Genomic DNA, 18,087 nt, shown 5'->3' with positions numbered 1-18,087 from the left:
CTAGCTTTGAGCCTGAACCAGCTCCTTAATGATTTGCCACCTGGGGCCGTTTTTCTCCATGATCAGCAGTTTGTGATCCTCTGATGTGAATCGGTTGGACTCATAGCGCTGATCAAATTCGACAAACGCCTCATTGTCGTCATTAAACTTGATGCTGACGTTGGTAACCGAGACTTTTATGTAAGATTTGTTGCCAATAACTTTTTTTTTATAGCTTTTCCACTGCTCAAGAGTTTTTTTTTCAGGGGAGAATTTGGGTGAGTAGAAGGAGAAATAGGCCTCAATATCGCGCTCACTCCATGCTTTGCGCCACCCTTCTGCAGTATTCAGCAGCTCCTGTGCATCCTGTTGTACTGCAGTATCTGGCTGTGAAGGGATCTGCAGGACATCCATACTGCTGCAGTCATGCAGTTCAATCCTGGCTTTTGAACGCAGGCCGGACATCCAGCGCGGAAGCTGCTCCTGCATCTCCACATTGGTCAGAATCTGGGTAATGTTGTCACGGTGCGCTTCCAGTGAGTTGGGGTCAATCTTACGCTTGGCAACGGTACGGATAATGTGAAGGCCGAAGCTGGATTCAACAATGCCACTGGTGCCGCCGGCATCCAGTGCAAAGGCGGCCTCTTCAAACTCCGGAACCATCATGCCGCGCCTGAACCAGCCAAGGTCACCGCCTTTACCGGCGCTGGGGCCCTGAGATGCCTCTTTGGCACGGGTGATGAACTCCTCTTCGCTGGCACCCTGCATCTCTTTGGCAATCTCTTCGGCACGCTGGCGGATTTTTGCGCTGGTCTTCTCATCACTGAAGGAGGGAACTTTGAGGAGAATATGGCGCGCACGCACCTCTTCATAACTCTCGCCAGCCGGTGCCGGCTCCTGCCAGCGCTCCTGCATCACTTTAAGAATATGGAAGCCGGAAGGGGAGCGGATCGGCTGGGTGATCTGCCCGACAGGCAGCTCCAGTGCCGGAGAGAAGCGTTTGGCGATGCCACTCTCCATGACCCAGCCCATGATGCCGCCCTGATCACGATCAGGCGACTCAGAGTGGACTGCGACCAGCTGTTTGAAATCGCTTCCGGCCAGAAGTTTGGCATGAATTGCTTTTGCACTGTTGCGCACGTCAGCGATCTGCGCAGGGCTCGGTTCACTTGGTAGTGGCAGGAATATCTGTGCCAGCTCTACCTCTCTGCGTGGCTGAGGGTTGGCGAGATATTTACGATGGTACTCGCGCAACGCCTCTTCACTGATTTTGATATTACTGCGCACGGCAATGTTAATCAGCTTGCCGATCAGAATCTGCTCTTTGAGATTGCGCTTGTAATCGTCAAAGCTCATTCCCTGCATGCCCAGTGCCTGCTCAAGCTGGCCGGGCATCAGATTATTCTGCATCTCCATCTTTTGGACTGCCTGCTCAACCTCTTCACGACTGACTCTGAGCTCCAGTATGGCTGCTTCCTGCAACTGAATGGTTTTAACAATTTTGCTTTCAAGTGCACGCTTGGTGAGTTGATCACGTGAAGCGGGCTGCTCAACACCACTTGTCTTAAGTTGCATAAGCATTGTATCGGCATCACGCTGGATGTCGTAGCAGGATACAGCCTCGTTGTTGATGACGGCTGCAATTGAGTCAAAGGTTTCCGCTTTTGCGGCTGAACATGTCATCAGGATCGCGGTCAGCAAGATGGTGAAACGCATGGAACCTCCACAGAGTGTTGCAAATGGCATAAGTCAGCAAAAAAAAAGGTGCCGAATTTTCCGGTTGATGGGTTTTATGAAGTTTTACTCGCAGTGCAGGGAAAGAGGTAAAACGCTCACGAACCGACGCTACCGAGTCCTTTGAATTCAAGCAAGATACGGAAGCCAAAGTTGGCAGCATTGGTGGTGCCTGTACGGCGGTTGGTGCGGTAGCCCTCTCCCCCCAGCGTCCAGCATGGATGCTGGTATTTCAGCGTCACCGAACTCTGCTGGGAGAGCTTGAGCAGGGTGTCATATTGCCAAGTGCCTGCAGCAAGCCAGCGATTGGCCAGTCGGATGTTTGCCGTTGCGCTGACGGTTTGTGAGCGGGTGGTGTATCGGGCATCGGTGTAGGCGTAGCTGATGTTCAGGCCATTACCTCTCGCATCTGCGTAACCGGCTGTAGCATAACCTGTAGCCCAGTAGCGCTGCGCATGGTTGTACTGGCCGCTGCCGGCAATATGCAGGCCGGCAACAGGCGACAGGATTACCTCAGCCAGGAGGTTGGAGAATGGACGCGGCGTTGCCGCCTGGAGGGCGGGATCAACGCTTTTTCTTTGTCGATCATAAGCTGCACCGGCGCGAAGGATTAACAGGTCACGGGCTGCCTGATCAACATCCGCTTTGTGCTGCAGTCTGTTCTCCAGAACCAGAGAGATGCGATTGCTGCGCTCAATGCGGTCATAACCGACAAAGCGATTACCCGAAAGAAGATTGCTCCAGCTCAGTCCTCCAAAGCCTGAATCGAAATTGGGCAGTGCGCTCTGATCAGGTGCATCGATATAATCATAGCGGATGACGGGTGAGATCAGATGACGCCAGCTGCGGCTGTCGCTGATGCGTTCAAAATCGCTGCGCAGTTCGAGATTGGCTTCAATCGTTGTGCGAACAGGTCTGGTGTTGGTCAGGTTACTCTGTTGCAGCCAGTAGCGTGTCTGGCGGGCACCAATCTGCATATTGGCTGCAAGGCCGCCGCCGCCAAGCTCCCACGGAATCTCCAGGTAGGGGTGCAGATCCATGCGTCCGCCATCGACGCCGGTAATTCTGTCAAAACGGGTACTCTGCTGGTCAAAGTGGAGCAGCAGATTCGGATGCAGCTCCAGCTGCATGCGGCTTTCAGCACGAGGTAGTATCTGCAGTGTGGTTTTGTTGTTGGCCAGCAGCAGGTTCTGCTGGTGTCTGGCCTGCACCATCCAGTCACCCGTGAAGGTGTTGAGATCAAAACCCTGAGAAAGGGTGGCGTGACTGGTCAGGTAGTAGGCGCTGATATTGTCGCCGGTATCATAATCGGCCAGATAATCGGGATCGCTGACGAAGTCGCCATCAGCATCAAAGGCGAAATTCGCAGGCAGATCCCAGTGGATTGCACCATCAAAGCGGTAGCGCTGTCTGTTGAGTTCAGCATCATCAATCCAGGCGGCCTGTAGTCGTTCAGAGCCCAGGCCGGAGATGTGGCGCAATTCGCCCGTGCCCATCACGCCACGCGCACTCATCCAGTGTGGGGTGGCCGTGAAATCCCAGCTTGGGTCAACAGCCAGATAGAGCGGCAGGGCCACCTCAGTGCCGCGCCGCTTGCCGGATGCGACCTTGGGCATAAGCAGTCCTGATTTGCGGCGTAGTGGTTGCTGCCACCAGGGGGCGTAGAGTACAGGCACCCCCAAGAGTTGAAATCTGCTGTGCTGTACAGTCAGCGAGCCCTCCTGCTGATCAAGTTCCGCTTTGCTGGCGGCGATAGACCATGACTCTTCATCAATCGGGCAGGCTGAATAGGTCAGCTCTTCAGCCTCAAAGCGCTGGTCATCAATGCGCTTCACCCGCGCTGCAACCAGACGGGAACCATCGGGAAGCATGATTGTCGCCTTGTTCATCTCTCCTGTTTTGCTGTTGGCCTGCATGATGGCATCTTCGGCTTGAATGGTTGCCTGTGGCGACTCAATCACCACATGGCCACGCGCCTCGAGAATCTGCTGTTCGCTGCGATAGAGTACCTCATCGGCACGCAGTGTCTCGCGCTCCCGTTTGATGATCACATTGCCTCTGGCGGTGATGACACCATCACTGCTGCGCGAGATCTCATCGGCTGAAATATCTACAGGGGCGGCGTTGGAGGCTGTTGCGGCAAGCAGCAGGGTGGTGGCAACAATAGCCTGTAAAATGCGGCGCAGATCGAGCATGGGGTGGCAAGCTATCTTACAATTCCCACCCGTCCACTTTACCGTGGCCGGACATAACGCCCCGGAGCCGCTTTTCAGCAGGTTCAGAGCGGTTTAATGGCGAAGCCGAGGTAGTTGACGGAGAGGTCGTCCGAGAGCGAGAAGCGGTCACTGAGCATGGCATAGGAGAGTCCTTTCAGATCTTTGATCTCAAGACCCGCACCGCGCAGTGCGCTGTTCATCTCTGAAGGTTTAATAAACTTGGCATACTCATGGGTGCCTTTAGGCAGCCAGCCGAGAATGTACTCCGCGCCCAGAATCGCTTTGATATAGGAGGTGGGGTTGCGGTTCAGGGTGGCAAAAAAGAAGTGGCCACCGGGTTTAATCATGGCGGCGCAGGCAGCTACCGTGCGTGGCACATCCGGCACATGCTCCAGCACTTCAAGGCAGGTGACCGCATCATAGTGCCCGGCATGGTTTTCAGCCCATGTCTCCGCATCGTTCTCTACATATTCAACCGATACCCCTGACTGCTCGCTATGCAGACGTGCGATAGCCAGTGCTTTAGGGGAGCGATCAAGGCCGGTCACTTTGGCGCCGCGTGCGGCCATGTTTTCAGCCAGCAGGCCGCCACCGCAGCCGACATCAAGCACGGTGGCCGTAGCAAGTTTTACCTGCCGGTCGATATAGTCGAGCCGGATCGGATTGATCTTGTGCAGAGGTTTGAATTTTCCGGTGGGATCCCACCACTCCTCTGCCATCGCTTCAAATTTGGCGATCTCATCGCTGTCAAAGTGCTGTGTCTGCTGCTCTGTTTGCATAGGCGCAGGCTGTCTTTCAAGCGCTTTGAAGGCAAGCGGTGATCTCTCTTGTCGCGACAGACAACAGGGCTGGTCAGGCAAAAAAACACGGGTAGGCTGCCCGTGTGTTCGGACGAATTATGGCAACCAGACTACTACAGGCGATTCCCACGCTGTTGGGCGTGGCTACGCTGGTCTTTTTCCTGCTGCATCTGGTGCCGGGTGATCCGGTGGATGCGCTGCTCGGTGAGACTGCGATGCAGGCCGATCGTGAAGTGCTGCGGCAGGCGCTGGGTCTGGATCAGCCGATTCTCATGCAATATGGCAGTTATCTTACCGGCCTTGCCACTGGCGAGTGGGGCACATCGCTGGTGGATCACCGGCCGGTGCTCGAACTTATCCTTGAGCGGGTGCCGGCAACGGCACAGCTGGCGATAGTCAGCCTGATGCTGGCGGTGATTCTGGCGCTGCCGCTTGGTTACTGGGCAGCGCGCCATGCCGGTAAAAAAGAGGATGTGGCAGCCATGGGGTTCTCGCTGATCGGTGTCTCGATCCCCAACTTCTGGTTAGGCCCGATGCTGATGCTGCTGTTTGCTGTGGGACTCGGCTGGTTGCCGGTCTCCGGCATGGATCAACCCGGTTCGATCATCCTGCCTGCGGTGACACTGGGCACAGCACTGGCTGCAGTACTGTCGCGTATGGCCCGCTCCTCATGGCTGGAGGCGATGAGCATGGATGCCACACGTACCGCGCGCGCCTTCGGTATCTCCGAAGGCCTGATCTGGTGGCGTCATGCCGCGCGTCTGGCTGCGATTCCTGTGATCACCATGTTTGCCCTGCAGCTGGGGGCAGTGCTTGGCGGTGCGGTGATCACTGAAACCGTATTTGACTGGCCGGGGCTGGGACTATTGACCATTGAAGCGATTCAGCGCCGTGATTATCCATTGGTGCAGGGCTGTGTGCTGCTGATCGCCGGTTTTTATGTGTTGGCCAATCTCTTTGCCGATCTGCTCGGTCTCTGGCTCGATCCGAGGCAGCGTCATGAGTAGCGACTTTTTCACCGCAAAGGCACCCCAGGGTACTCTCTCTTGCGCAAGCGCAATTCACCTTGACGCAAAGGTTCGCAAAGTAAGGCACATGAACGTCTCGAATCAAAGCTTAAGAGACCGTGATGTCTAGATCTGCTTTGAGACTGGCAAGTTTCTGTCTGGCCTTTCCGCTGCTGGTACTACTGGCTGCGGCAGTGGGTGGCATCGATAGCCATGCCATTGATCTTGATGCGGTACTGCAGCGTGCAAGTGGTACACACCTGCTGGGCACCGACGCGCTGGGGCGCGACCTGCTGGCGCGCCTCTCCGAAGGTCTGCAGCTCTCGCTGATGGTGGGGGTTACCGTTGTGCTGTTTGGCGGCTGTGTGGGCATCACCATCGGCATGGTTTCAGGCTGGGTCGGCGGCTGGGTGGATGCGCTGCTGATGCGGATCGCCGATATCGTGCTCTCCTTCCCCGGCATTCTTCTGGCGATTGCACTGGCTGCGATGCTTGGCCCCGGCATCGATAATCTGGTGATGGCACTGGTGGTGGTCGGCTGGGTCGGTTTTGCCCGCCTTTCGCGCGCGCAGGTGCTCTCCTTTAAATCCGTTCCTTTTGTTGAAGCTGCCATCGCCAACGGCACAAGCGTCCCCTATATCGCAGTTCGCCACCTGCTGCCCAATATCGCCGCCCCCTTGCTGGTTGAAGCCAGCTTCGGTCTTGCGGCAGTGATTATCGGTGAAGCTGGGCTCTCTTTCCTCGGTGTCGGTGTGCAACCGCCCGATGCATCACTCGGCACCATGATCCGCGAAGGCACCCGCCTGATGCTGGTCTCCCCCGGTCTTGTCATCTGGCCCGGCCTGATCCTCTTCTCACTGGTGATGGCCGTGAACCTTCTCGGCGACGCCCTGCGCGATAAACTCGATGTGCGGATGGATATTAAATGAGCGTCTGTTTGGCAGGGCAGTGATGGAAAATCATGAAGAACACATGACTGTTCAGCGATGCTATTGTGTTTAAAGGTTACAATCAGACGGTACAGAACTTTACGATTGGACGATGCAAAACTTTACAATTGAACGGGGTTGGGATTGTTGACCATTGAGGCGATTCAGCGCCGAGACTATCCGCTGGTGCAGGGGTGCGTGTTGATCATTGCCGGTTTCTATGTGCGGGCCAATCTCTTTGCCGATCTGCTCGGCCTCTGGCTCGATCCGAGGCAGCGTCATGAGTAACGACTTTTTCACCGCAGAGGCACCCCAGGGTACTCTCTCTTGCGCAAGCGCAATTCACCTTGACGCAAAGGTTCGCAAAGTAAGGCACATGCACGCCTCGAATCAAAGCTTAAGAGATCGTAATGTCTAGATCTACTTTGAGACTGGCAGCGTTCTGCCTTGCCTTGCCGCTGCTGGCCCCGGCATCGATAACCTGGTGATGGCGCTGGTGGTTGGCTGGGTCGGGTTTGCCCGTCTTTCACGTGCACAGGTGCTCTCATTCAAATCCGTCCCCTTTGTTGAGGCGGCTATCGCCAATGGATCCGGCGTTCCCTATATCGCCATTCGCCATCTGGCCCGGTCTGATTCTCTTCTCACTGGTGGGCCGTGAACCTTCTCGGCGACGCTCTGCGCGATAAACTTGATGTGCGCATGGAGATCAAAGGCTGATTTGATTCAACAGATGAAGAGAAAGATCAATAGGGTTTAATGTGATTGACGTTAAGTAGACTTGTACACTCTATGTTCCCCAGTATGATCTCATTAGAGAAGTAATAATTATTAATTGGGGCGATTGTGAACAAGGGGAATTGTATTGTTGGGAAGTGGTCTTTTAAGGCAGCGTAGAAATCTGTTAATTATTAGTAGTGCTCTAATCGTATTTGATTTCGCACAGTTGACTGTGGTGAAAATCAATTTATTGGGTACCGAACTATTAATTGGGAAGCCTGAAGTGTTGATGGTTGCCGCTTGGGTACTTTGGGGGTACTTTTTTCTTCGCTACTATCAATACATGCGAGAAGAGAAAGATTTAAAAATTATTTCTACGATTCTTCATCGCTTTGAAGGTCTTGCTGTTGCCCATACGAAGCTGAAATCATTCAATGCTGAAATCGACCAAGAAAATAGAAGTTATTATTTGAAGAAGGTTGGCTTTTTGAGGTGGGATTATGTCCTGAACGACTATAATCCTGGGGAAGGCAAAGTAAGGGATATTTCATCTAAGAAAGTGTCATTGGGGCATGTTGCTGTATGGTTGTTGCGTTCGGTTTTGCACGTAACAGTGATGACTCCTCGGGTGACTGAATATATTGCACCAATTGTTGTCGCTATCATTGCTCCAGTGGTCAGTATCTTATGATTTCATATTAGCGAGATGAATCAGGTTGATTAAATACGGTAAGCAGGGTGAATTGAAGGATTCCGAAGGAATGGGCTATTGATGAATGAACACCTGATCATTGGATTGAGTGGCACAGTATTAAGTGAGCAGGAGCGGGTGTGGCTTAAGAGTAAGCCGCCGCTGGGGGTGATTCTGTTTGCCCGTAACATTGAGAGCCCTGAGCAGGTGAAAGCGCTACTGGATGATGTGCGGCTCTGCACAGGTGCAGATACGTGGGCGGCGATTGATGAGGAGGGTGGCCGGGTGAATCGTCTGCCTTGGGCACCGTTTAACAATCGGCGGCATGCGGCGGAGTATGAATCTATATATAAGAGCGATGCGCAGGCAGGCGTGGATGCGGTCTATGAGGATAGTCTGATCGTGGGCAGGGCGCTGGCTGAGCTTGGGTTTACGCACAACTGCGCACCGGATCTTGATCTGTTTCATCCCGAGGGGCACGGCATTATCGGAAAGCGTGCCTACTCATCTGAGGTTGATGTGGTGGTTGCGCTGGGTGCCGCCTGCATGCGTGGGCTGCACGATGCGGGCATTGACGCTGTCGGCAAACATTTCCCCGGCCATGGTCGCGCCAATGCCGATTCGCATGTGGCGGTGCCTGAGGTGGATGCTGCTCTTCCGGTCCTGCTTGAGGAGAGCGAGACCTTCCGGCGTGTGATCAGAGAGGGGTTAAGGCATGTGATGACAGCGCATGTGATCTATACGGCGGTCAATCGCGATGTCGGCACACTTTCGCCGTTCTGGATTCATCATGTGCTGCGTGAACGCATCGGTTTCTTCGGACAGGTATGGAGTGATGATCTCTGCATGAGGGGTGTCGGTGATGATGTGGTGCAGGCCGCTAAAGCTGCACTGGAAGTGGGTTGTGATGTTCTGCTGGTCTGTGAGCCTGAGGGTGTGGCTGAAGTCTACCGCAGCCTGGAGGGTTAGCTTTTACCGATATCGAAGCTGGTGCCCAGTAGCTTGCCTGCTTTTTCCGGTGGCAGAGGCGGGCTGAAGAGGTAACCCTGAATCTGGTCGCACTCACAATCGCATAAGAACTGCAGCTGCTCTGTGGTCTCAACACCTTCGGCAACCACACCCAACTCAAGCGCTTTAGCCAGTGAGATGATCGCTTTGGTGATCGTGGCATCCTGCTCATTCTCAGGGATATCCATGATGAAGGAGCGGTCGACTTTCAGGATGTCGATCGGGAAGTGTTTGAGGTAACTCATACTGGAGTAGCCGGTGCCGAAATCATCAATGGAGAGCTTCAGCCCCATCTCCTTAAGCTCTTTCAGTACCCGCATGGCGGCATCTGCATCCTGCATCAGAATACTTTCGGTGATCTCAAATTCGAGATAGGTCGGATCCATGCCTGTCTCGGCAAGAATCTCTTTTACGGCACTGACCAGCGAGTGGTCGGTAAACTGGTGACATGAGATATTGACCGAGATGACCACCGGCTCAGCACCGGTTGCACGCCATGCCTGATGCTGTTTGCAGGCTGTTTTGATGATCCATTTACCCATCGGGATAATCAGGCCGGACTCTTCGGCAACAGGAATGAAGTCGATCGGGGAGACCATGCCGCGCTCAGGATGAATCCAGCGGATCAGCGCTTCAAAGCCAACGACCGTCTGTGTGACAGCATCCACCTTGGGCTGATAGAAGAGTGTCATCTCATCATTTTTCAATGCTTTGTAGAGCTCGCCCTCCAGTTGGATCCTGGACTGGCTCTGAATGCGCAGATCATCATCGTAAAAGAAGACGCCGTTTCTACCCTTATATTTCACCTGATACATGGCTGCATCGGCATGTTTGAGCAGCAGGTCGATGTTTTCGCCATCCTCAGGGTAGACCGAGATGCCTATAGATGATGTCACCACTACCCGATTGCCGCTTAACATCACAGGTTCATTCAGGGAGGCGAGAATACGTTCGGCGATCAGGCTGATATGTCTGATATCCTCAATGTCACTAAGCATGACGGTGAACTCATCGCCGCCAAGGCGGGCAAGCGAGTGGCCATTGCCATCATCGCGTTCCGAGCCGGCCAGATCGCTGGGGCGAATGCTCCGGGTCAGGCGATTGGAGACCTCTTCGAGCAGCTGGTCACCGGCATCATGGCCGAGGCTGTCATTGATGCGTTTGAAGTTATCCAGATCAAGGAACATGACCGCCACTTTGGTGCCGTTGCGGGCGGCCTGTTTGATGGCCACCTTGAGATGCTCCTTGAACAGGGTGCGGTTGGGCAGGCCGGTGACGGCATCGTAATAGGCGAGCTGACGGATCTCCTCTTCGGTGTTCTTTCGCTCAGTAATATCCTGAAGTGTGCCGAAGAGCTGTGTCGGGGTTCCATCCGGTGTTCGTTCAGCATGCATATGGATGATACGCAGGTTGCCATTCGGTGGCGTGATGCGAAATTCGATGTCGGCAGGGATATTGTCTTCTGCACGTTTGATCGCTCTGTCAAAGGTGACTCGGTCATCGGGGTGGATGGAGGAGAGCAGCAGCTGATGAAATATACATGGCGAGGTGCGTGGTACGCCGAAGATGCGGTAGGACTCAGTGGAGACATGGATCTCCTTGCCGTTGGTGTCCCAGCTCCAGTTGCCGAGTTTGGCGATGCGCTGTGCATCGGAGAGTAGCTTGGCAGTGAGCGTGGCCTCCTTCATGGCCTGGCTGGCACGCAGGGTATACTGGATACGATGGCCGATAATAGGCCAGTTGATCGGTTTAGAGATGAAATCGGTGGCACCGCTGTCAAACGCCTGTTCAATCGCCTCGACATCATCCTGGCCGGTCATAATGATGAGAGGGACATTGTGGCCATTGGGTAGTTTGCGCAGCGCTTCGCAAAGTTCATAGCCGTTCATCAGTGGCATGGTGACATCCACAAGCAGCAGATCCGGTGCGGATTCTTTAAAGCGCTCCAGCGCCTCTGCGCCATTGGTCGCTTCTACGACAGTGTAATCGGAGTCGTGCAGGATCTCTGTCAGCGTCTCGCGCAGAATCTCATCATCATCGACCACCATGATGGTGGCCAGAGCGTCGAAGGTCTTGTGGTTATCAGGCTGTTGCATGGGCTTTAGCCTCAGCAAATCGTGTGCCATTACTGAACAGGCGGCTGACCGCCGTCAGGGCACTTTTATTGAGCGGCATAAACTTGCCGGTTTTGCTGTTGTAACGCGTTGGTTTTTAACACTTCAGCGCTGCTGCCGGTCGGGATTGAAAATAAAACCACCCTGTTGTGAAAACTCAAGTTGAACCTGTTTAGGGTCTTCAGCGTGGTCGACAATCAGGGTCTGCAGTCGCGGAGTGCTGTCGATTTTTACCGACTCAAAGCGCAGGGCCAGCCCCATCGCCGTGGCTCGAACAACAACTGCTTCGGCCTCAATGGGCAGCTCATGCTGAAAGTGGCCAAGCAGAATGCTGACTGTGCAGCGGGTGCCCGCTTCAAGTTTAAGGTTGGTCTTCAGAAAGGTGCCATTCATGCTTACATCGAGCACTTCAACCTCAACAGGCTCCTGATGCTCAATCGTTAACAGTGCGGCAACTTCAACCTGTGATCGGGTGTATCTGCGGTGATTGCTGTTTGGCATCGAGCCTCCCTGTTGAGGGTTTTGTTCGACTTAACTATATACATGGCGCCGGTTATGGCAAAGGCATGTGTGCAATTGATGGCCCGGCGGCTTATGGTTTTGCTGTTGAAACTTGAGTAATCGGGAAGGTGGCATGCGAGAAGGAAGCAATAAAATGAACATGACCAATAAAATTCTGGTCTGGATGGTTGCCGGACTGATTGCCGGAAGTCTGATTAATAATTTTGCATCTGATAATCAATGGATTCATACCTATCTGGTTATGGGTCTGTTTCATGTCGTGGGTGCAATTTTTATTAGCATGTTAAAAATGCTGGTCGTACCACTGGTCACCTTCTCTCTTATTTGTGGTGTATGTGGCATTGGGGATATCAGCAAACTTGGCCGTGTGGGCGGAAAAGCATTCGCACTGTTTATGTTTACCACGGCTTTGGCTATCAGCCTCGCCATCGCTATCGCAACCTTTTTTGCTCCGGGCCAGGGCTTTGAGCTTGCCTCTGCATCCACAGGTTCCTTTACCGCCCCTGCTGCTCCGCCATTGAGTCAGGTCTTTATTGACCTCGTGCCGGGCAATCCAATTGCCGCTTATGCCGAAGGCAACATGCTGCAGATCATCTTTTTCACCATTCTGTTTGCCGTCTGTATTTTGATGATTGGAGACCCAGGCAAGCCCATTATCGATATGTCCGAGCGCCTGAACATGGTGATGATGGAGGTGGTCAATGTGGTGATGCATGTGGCTCCCATTGGCGTCTTTGCCTTGATGGCTAAAACCTTCTCCTTGCAGGGTATGAGTATGATTCTGCCCATGCTTGGTTACTTTGCAGTGCTGGTTGGTGCCCTGATCCTGCATGGAACAGGAACACTGATGATTCTGCTTAAGGTGCTTGGGCGGGTCAGTCCGCTGCAATTTCTGCGTAAAATGCGCAGCGCCCAGATATTCGCATTCAGCACCTCAAGCTCAAACGCCACGATTCCGATCACGCTGCAGTGTGTTGAGAAGCGGATCGGTGTTGATAACTCCACAGCCTCTTTTGTCGTACCCTTTGGTGCCACGATCAATATGGATGGCACTGCAATTATGCAGGGCGTGGCAACAGTATTCATTGCCAATGTTTACGGTATTGATTTGGGCCTTACCGGTTACCTTACCGTGATTGCCATGTCCGTGCTGGCATCGATCGGTACTGCGGGTGTGCCCGGTGTGGGGTTAATCATGCTGGCGATGGTCTTTAATCAGGTTGGTCTGCCTGTTGAGGGCATTGCCCTGATTATCGGTGTGGATCGCCTGCTTGATATGATCCGAACCGCAGTAAATATCACGGGTGACGCAGTCGTCACAGCCATCGTAGCCCGCAGTGAAAGCAGCATTGATATGGCGATATTTGATGATCCGGATGCAGGCCATGCGAAAGATGTAATATTGCCAACAACTCATCCGAGCGAGCAAAAGTAGCATCTTAAGATGTGATAAACAGCGATGTTCGAGATGAGCTATTGAGTTATTCTCTGAAGTAAGTGGGAGGCGGTGCTTGGCTTTGTTTCGCCTAGTTTACGTTTGCTGACCAGATTGCATCGGTTACGAACGAATTGTGCTATCTATTAATAGAAGGGGCGTTGGTTCCAATGGCGATGTGGCGGAATTGCACTTGGTGTAATAAATATTTGCATGCATCGAAACCTGTCGCTATGGTTCGCCGCCCTAATGAAAAGGAAAGAAAATAAGAGGTAAGAACGTTCATGTCTTTGGCGCTGGAAGAAAAAAACACAATTATCGAGAAATTTCGTCGCAGTGAAGGCGACACAGGTTCACCTGAAGTACAGGTGGCACTGCTGACAGAGCGTATCAATCAGCTCTCCCAGAATCATTTTAAAAACAATCACAAAGATCATCATTCACGTCGCGGCCTGCTCAAGATGGTCGGCCAGCGTCGTAGCTTGCTCGGTTACCTTAAAGGAAAAGACTTCGGCCGTTATCGCGCCCTGATCGAAGCCCTGGGTCTGCGTAAGTAAACAAGTTTCAGGCGGCCCCTTGTGGGCCGCCTTTTTTCTTTTTATCGGTTCTATCCCTGCCAAAGGCATGCGCGTTAAAAAGGAAATAACTCTATGTTTGATGTAAAGACTACTCAGGCCGATGTTGCTGGCCAAACAATCTCATTTGAAACAGGGCGTGTAGCCCGACAGGCCGGTGGATCGGTTCTGGCCAAGGTTGGAGACGTTGTTGTTCACGTTGCTGCAACCGCTGCCAAGCAGCCACTGCAGGGCGTGGATTTCATGCCGCTGACTGTTCACTATCAGGAAAAAACTTACGCGGCAGGCCGTTTTCTTGGCGGTTTCTTCAAGCGTGAAGGTCGTCCATCGGAGAAGGAGACACTCACCTCCCGTCTGATCGACCGTCCAATCCGCCCGCTGTTCCCTAAAGGCTACTTCCACGAGACTCAGGTTATCGCAACTGTGATCTCTGCTGATGATGCCACCAATCCGGATATCATCGCCATTAACGGCGTATCTGCAGCACTCTCTATCTCTGACGTGCCATTTGCTGAGCCGATTGCTGCTTCCCGCGTTGGTATGATCAATGGTGAGTTTGTACTCAACCCTACCTATGCGCAGATGGAAGATTCAGCGCTGGATCTGATCGTTGCTGGCACACGCGATGCGGTACTGATGATTGAGTCTGAAGCGAAGGAGCTCTCTGAAGAGCAGATGATCGATGCGATCATCTTCGGTCAGGAGGGTTATCAGCCTGTACTCGATGCCATCGAAGAGCTGGTCAGGATTGCCGGTAAAGAGAAGCTGGTTGTTGAGCTGGCAGGAAACGATGCAGTGAAAGAGGCTGTCAATGCAGCATTCGAAGCTGATGTTCGCGAGGCCTACGCCATTGTCGATAAATCGGCACGTGCAGCCAAGATCGACGCCTTCCGTGCTGCGGCACAGGAGAAGCTTGCTGGTACAGAAGAGAATCCCGGTCAGTTCTCATCCAACGATGTCAGCTCTGCAATGAAGAACCTTGAGAAGAGTGTTGTTCGTCGCTCTATCATTGCCGGTAATCCGCGTATTGACGGCCGTTCAACCGATCAGGTGCGTGCGATTGATTGCCAGATTGGCGTGCTGCCACGTACACACGGTTCTGCTCTGTTCACTCGTGGTGAAACGCAGGCGCTGGTTACCATTACACTCGGTACAGAATCTGACATGCAGATGACTGAGTCTCTGGAAGGCGTAGCCAAACAGCGTTTCATGCTGCACTACAACTTCCCGCCATACTCTGTTGGTGAAGCGCGTCGCTTCGGCCCTCCGGGACGTCGTGAGATCGGCCATGGCCGTCTTGCCCGTCGCGGTATTGAAGCTGTTCTGCCTGCCATGGATGATTTCGGTTATGCGATCCGCTCCGTATCTGAGATTACCGAGTCCAACGGTTCATCTTCGATGGCCTCCGTGTGCGGTACCTCTCTGGCGCTGATGGATGCCGGTGTGCCTACCAAGGCTGCGGTTGCCGGTGTGGCGATGGGTCTGATTCTTGAGTCAGACGGCTACGCTGTACTGACCGATATCCTGGGTGATGAAGATCATCTCGGCGATATGGACTTTAAAGTGGCTGGTACCCGTGATGGCGTAACCACGCTGCAGCTGGATATCAAAATCGGTGGACTGACGCGTGAAATCATGCGTGAAGCACTCGCTCAGGCACATGCCGGTCGTATCCATATCCTTGATGAGATGGCCAAGTGCATCGATACAGCACGTCCATCGATTGCTGACCATGCGCCTCGCATGATTACCATGAAGATCAAGGCGGACAAGATTCGCGAAGTGATCGGTGCCGGTGGTAAAGTGATCCGTGGTATCGTTGAAGCAACAGGTGCCAAGGTTGATCTTGAAGATGATGGCACAGTGAAGATCTTTGCGGTAACCGGCGAGGCTGGTGAAGCGGCTAAGAAGATGATCGAAGATATCGTATCTGAGGTTGAAGTTGGCGCGATCTACACCGGTAAGGTTGTCAAGCTGATGGACTTCGGTGCGTTCGTTCGTGTTGTTGGCGGTACCGATGGTCTGGTGCATATCTCACAGATTGCCAATCATCGTGTTGATAAAGTGGCTGATGAGCTCTCTGAAGGTCAGGAGGTTCGCGTGAAGGTTCTGGATGTTGATCGTAATGGTCGTATCCGTCTCTCCATGAAGGCGCTTCTGGAAGAATCCGAGGGCTAATGAGGCTTAATTCAAGCTGTTCGGAAGAGGTGGGCTTTTGCCCGCCTCTTCTTGTTTGTGGGTGAAGATGACTGAACCGTATTATCAGGAAACAGAGATAACAGATGGCCCGCTGGTGCTCACGCATCAGATGCCTGCTGCGCAGAGTGTGGCGCTCGGTATCTATATCGATGTCGGCAGTCGCGATGAGTCTCTTGCCGAGGCTGGTATCACGCATGCACTGGAGCATATGCTGTTCAAGGGCACCCGTGATATGGATGTGCATCAGCTCTCTGAAAAACTCGATGAGCTCGGTGGCAATGCCAACGCCTACACCTCAAGAGAGAGAACCTGCTTCCATCTGCATGTGCTGCATGAGCAGTGGCGTGAGGCGCTGGATATTCTGATTGCCATGGTTCAGCAGCCGGCGCTGCCGGAAGATGAGTGGCAGCGTGAGCGTGAAGTGATCTATGCCGAGATGGCGATGGTGGATGATACACCGGAGGAGTGGGTGACCGATCAGCATGTGGAGGCACTGTTTCCGGGTGATGCGATTGGTCGTCCGGTACTGGGCACGCATGCATCGCTGGCATCAATCAGTCAGAGTGATCTTAGTGGTTTTCTGGCGCACTGGTATCGACCGCCACGTATGCTGATCACCGCTGCGGGCAATATCGATCATCAGCAGCTGGTGGATGCGGTTGCAGAGGCTGGCTGGCGCAAAGCGGGTGAACCTGTCGCACGTCGTCAGCCTGCCGCGATGGCATCTGGTGTGCAGGCGTTGAAACGAGAGGGTGTGCAGGCGCAGATTGTTGTCTCTGTTGCAGGTATCCACGCCTCTTCAACGCAGCGTCCGGTAGCATGGTTGGCCAATCAGGTGCTCGGTGGTGGTTTGAGTTCGCGGCTGTTTCGCGAGGTGCGTGAGAAGCGCGGCCTTGCCTACAGTATCGGTTCACACCTGAACTCTCTCAGTGATGTAGGCACCTGGAGTATCACCTGTGGTTCTGAGCCGGAACGGGCGGCGGAGTGTGTATCTCTGCTCTCCTCGCTGATGGACGATTTTGCTGAAAGTATTACCCCGCAGGAGGTTGAACGAGCCCGCCGACAGCTGGAGGTTCAGCTGCGTATGGGGCTGGATTCAGTGGAGGGGCAGATGCTCTACCTTGGTGGCAGATTTGATGAGCAGCAGCTCACCTCTCCGATGCAGTGGCTGCAGCGCATTAACGCGGTTGATGCTGATGCCGTTGCGCAGTGGGCAGCATCCCACCTCTCTGCAGGCAAACTGTGGAGTGTTGCCGCACCTGAGAAGGCACTTTCAGAAATCTGTGATAGAATTCGCTGATGTTTACCGCTATCAGAGAAGATATACGCACCGCATATGACCGCGATCCTGCCGTTCGTTCGGCTTGGGAGGTGCTGACCTGCTATCCGGGGCTGCATGCAATCTGGATGTATCGTCTGGCCAATGCGCTCTGGCGTCGCCGTTTTTTCTGGCTTGGCCGTTTCATCTCGCACATGGCCCGTTTCTTCACCGGTATTGAGATTCATCCCGGGGCAACGATAGGCCGCCGTTTCTTTATCGATCACGGCATGGGCATTGTGATCGGTGAGACAACCGAAATCGGTGATGATGTGACGCTCTACCACGGGGTTACGCTCGGTGGTACCACCTGGGAGAAGACCAAACGTCATCCGACACTCAAGGATGGAGTGATTGTTGGTGCCGGCGCGAAGGTGCTCGGTGCGATTACCATCGGCCAGCAGTCACGTATCGGTGCCAACTCGGTGGTGTTCCGTGATGTGCCCGAGCATTCAACCGTTGTTGGTATTCCGGGCACGGTGGTCTCAATCACCGGACCGTTGATCGAGGATGGTAAAATCAACCTTGATCATCATCTGCTGGCCAACCCGGTCTCTGAAGCACTTGGCCATGTGCTGAAGATGATCGAGGATGTGAATGCGCGTATTGATACCTTCCATCCCGATGTCAAAGGTAAAGCGGCAAAAGCTTCCGATGATCTTGATAAGGATCGCCTCAGCGAGCAGGAGAAGCTGGAACGCTTTCTTGGCGGTGGTATCTAGGGATACTCTGAATAACTCGTCGATTCCTGTATAATTTCTCCGAACAGGAGGAGTTATGGATCAGTTGAGTTTTGCGGAAGCGGAATACGATCACAAGCGTCGCAAGACGCGCCGTGAGGCG

Annotated in this window: 16 protein-coding genes; 11 read left to right on the top strand and 5 right to left on the bottom strand. The window is 53.6% G+C overall.

The annotated features are described in order from the left end of the window. From F3F93_RS12060 to ubiG, 3 genes are all read right to left on the bottom strand, one after another. Nucleotides 1-1,695 carry a peptidylprolyl isomerase gene (locus F3F93_RS12060; protein WP_176959449.1) on the bottom strand — a complete coding sequence of 565 codons (1,695 nt, stop codon included), beginning with the start codon at nt 1,693-1,695 and terminating at the stop codon, nt 1-3. Nucleotides 1,696-1,811: 116 nt separating this feature from the next. Next, entirely contained in the window at nt 1,812-3,908 is a 2,097-nt protein-coding gene (gene lptD, locus F3F93_RS12055) for an LPS assembly protein LptD (protein WP_176959448.1), read from the bottom strand. A gap of 83 nt (nt 3,909-3,991) precedes the next feature. Further along, nucleotides 3,992-4,708 carry a bifunctional 2-polyprenyl-6-hydroxyphenol methylase/3-demethylubiquinol 3-O-methyltransferase UbiG gene (ubiG, locus tag F3F93_RS12050; RefSeq protein ID WP_176959447.1) on the bottom strand — a complete coding sequence of 239 codons (717 nt, stop codon included), beginning with the start codon at nt 4,706-4,708 and terminating at the stop codon, nt 3,992-3,994. Between the two features lie 104 nt (nt 4,709-4,812). Here ubiG and F3F93_RS12045 point away from each other — a divergent pair, with 104 nt between their 5' ends. From F3F93_RS12045 to nagZ, 6 genes are all read left to right on the top strand, one after another. Next, nucleotides 4,813-5,736: an ABC transporter permease subunit gene (locus tag F3F93_RS12045; protein WP_176959446.1), complete on the top strand. Its 924-nt coding sequence runs from the start codon at nt 4,813-4,815 to the stop codon at nt 5,734-5,736. A 122-nt stretch (nt 5,737-5,858) separates the two neighbouring features. Further along, nucleotides 5,859-6,665 (top strand): ABC transporter permease, encoded by an 807-nt coding sequence (locus tag F3F93_RS12040; protein ID WP_176959445.1) that lies wholly within the window; start codon nt 5,859-5,861, stop codon nt 6,663-6,665. A 138-nt stretch (nt 6,666-6,803) separates the two neighbouring features. Continuing rightward, nucleotides 6,804-6,953, top strand: a complete 150-nt coding sequence (locus tag F3F93_RS12035; protein WP_241697141.1) for an ABC transporter permease subunit — start codon at nt 6,804-6,806, stop codon at nt 6,951-6,953. Between the two features lie 196 nt (nt 6,954-7,149). Continuing rightward, the gene (locus F3F93_RS12030) at nt 7,150-7,323 is read left to right on the top strand and encodes a hypothetical protein (RefSeq protein ID WP_241697140.1); all 174 of its coding nucleotides are present in this window, start codon (nt 7,150-7,152) and stop codon (nt 7,321-7,323) included. 207 nt (nt 7,324-7,530) lie between these two features. After that, nucleotides 7,531-8,073 carry a hypothetical protein gene (locus tag F3F93_RS12025; RefSeq protein WP_176959444.1) on the top strand — a complete coding sequence of 181 codons (543 nt, stop codon included), beginning with the start codon at nt 7,531-7,533 and terminating at the stop codon, nt 8,071-8,073. Between the two features lie 81 nt (nt 8,074-8,154). Then, a complete protein-coding gene (nagZ, locus tag F3F93_RS12020; protein ID WP_176959443.1) occupies nt 8,155-9,042 on the top strand; it encodes a beta-N-acetylhexosaminidase in 888 nt (295 codons plus the stop codon). Here the strand turns inward: nagZ and F3F93_RS12015 are convergent. Together F3F93_RS12015 and F3F93_RS12010 are read right to left on the bottom strand one after the other, a co-directional pair. Then, the gene (locus tag F3F93_RS12015) at nt 9,039-11,177 is read right to left on the bottom strand and encodes an EAL domain-containing protein (RefSeq protein ID WP_176959442.1); all 2,139 of its coding nucleotides are present in this window, start codon (nt 11,175-11,177) and stop codon (nt 9,039-9,041) included. The genes nagZ and F3F93_RS12015 overlap by 4 nt on opposite strands. Nucleotides 11,178-11,300: 123 nt before the next feature. Beyond that, on the bottom strand, nt 11,301-11,696 hold the full coding sequence (locus tag F3F93_RS12010; RefSeq protein WP_176959441.1) for a PilZ domain-containing protein: 396 nt from the start codon (nt 11,694-11,696) through the stop codon (nt 11,301-11,303). 154 nt (nt 11,697-11,850) lie between these two features. On the opposite strand from F3F93_RS12010, the gene F3F93_RS12005 reads away from it, so the two are divergent. The 5 genes from F3F93_RS12005 to cysE all read left to right on the top strand — a co-directional run bounded on the left by F3F93_RS12005 (nt 11,851) and on the right by cysE (nt 17,966). After that, a complete protein-coding gene (locus F3F93_RS12005) occupies nt 11,851-13,152 on the top strand; it encodes a dicarboxylate/amino acid:cation symporter (RefSeq protein ID WP_347239256.1) in 1,302 nt (433 codons plus the stop codon). Nucleotides 13,153-13,436: 284 nt separating this feature from the next. Beyond that, a complete protein-coding gene (gene rpsO / locus F3F93_RS12000; protein ID WP_176959439.1) occupies nt 13,437-13,709 on the top strand; it encodes a 30S ribosomal protein S15 in 273 nt (90 codons plus the stop codon). Between the two features lie 93 nt (nt 13,710-13,802). After that, nucleotides 13,803-15,905, top strand: coding sequence for a polyribonucleotide nucleotidyltransferase (pnp, locus tag F3F93_RS11995; protein ID WP_176959438.1), 2,103 nt, complete (start codon nt 13,803-13,805; stop codon nt 15,903-15,905). 67 nt (nt 15,906-15,972) lie between these two features. Then, nucleotides 15,973-17,226 carry a pitrilysin family protein gene (locus tag F3F93_RS11990; protein WP_176959437.1) on the top strand — a complete coding sequence of 418 codons (1,254 nt, stop codon included), beginning with the start codon at nt 15,973-15,975 and terminating at the stop codon, nt 17,224-17,226. After that, entirely contained in the window at nt 17,226-17,966 is a 741-nt protein-coding gene (gene cysE, locus F3F93_RS11985) for a serine O-acetyltransferase (RefSeq protein WP_176959436.1), read from the top strand. Before F3F93_RS11990 ends, cysE begins: the two co-directional genes overlap by 1 nt. The last annotated feature ends 121 nt before the right edge of the window (nt 17,967-18,087 follow it).

This window comes from Mariprofundus sp. KV, from assembly GCF_013387475.1.
Classification (GTDB): domain Bacteria; phylum Pseudomonadota; class Zetaproteobacteria; order Mariprofundales; family Mariprofundaceae; genus Mariprofundus.
The sequence above is the reverse complement of the archived record's forward strand: the minus strand, read 5'-3'. Positions and strand labels throughout refer to the sequence as shown.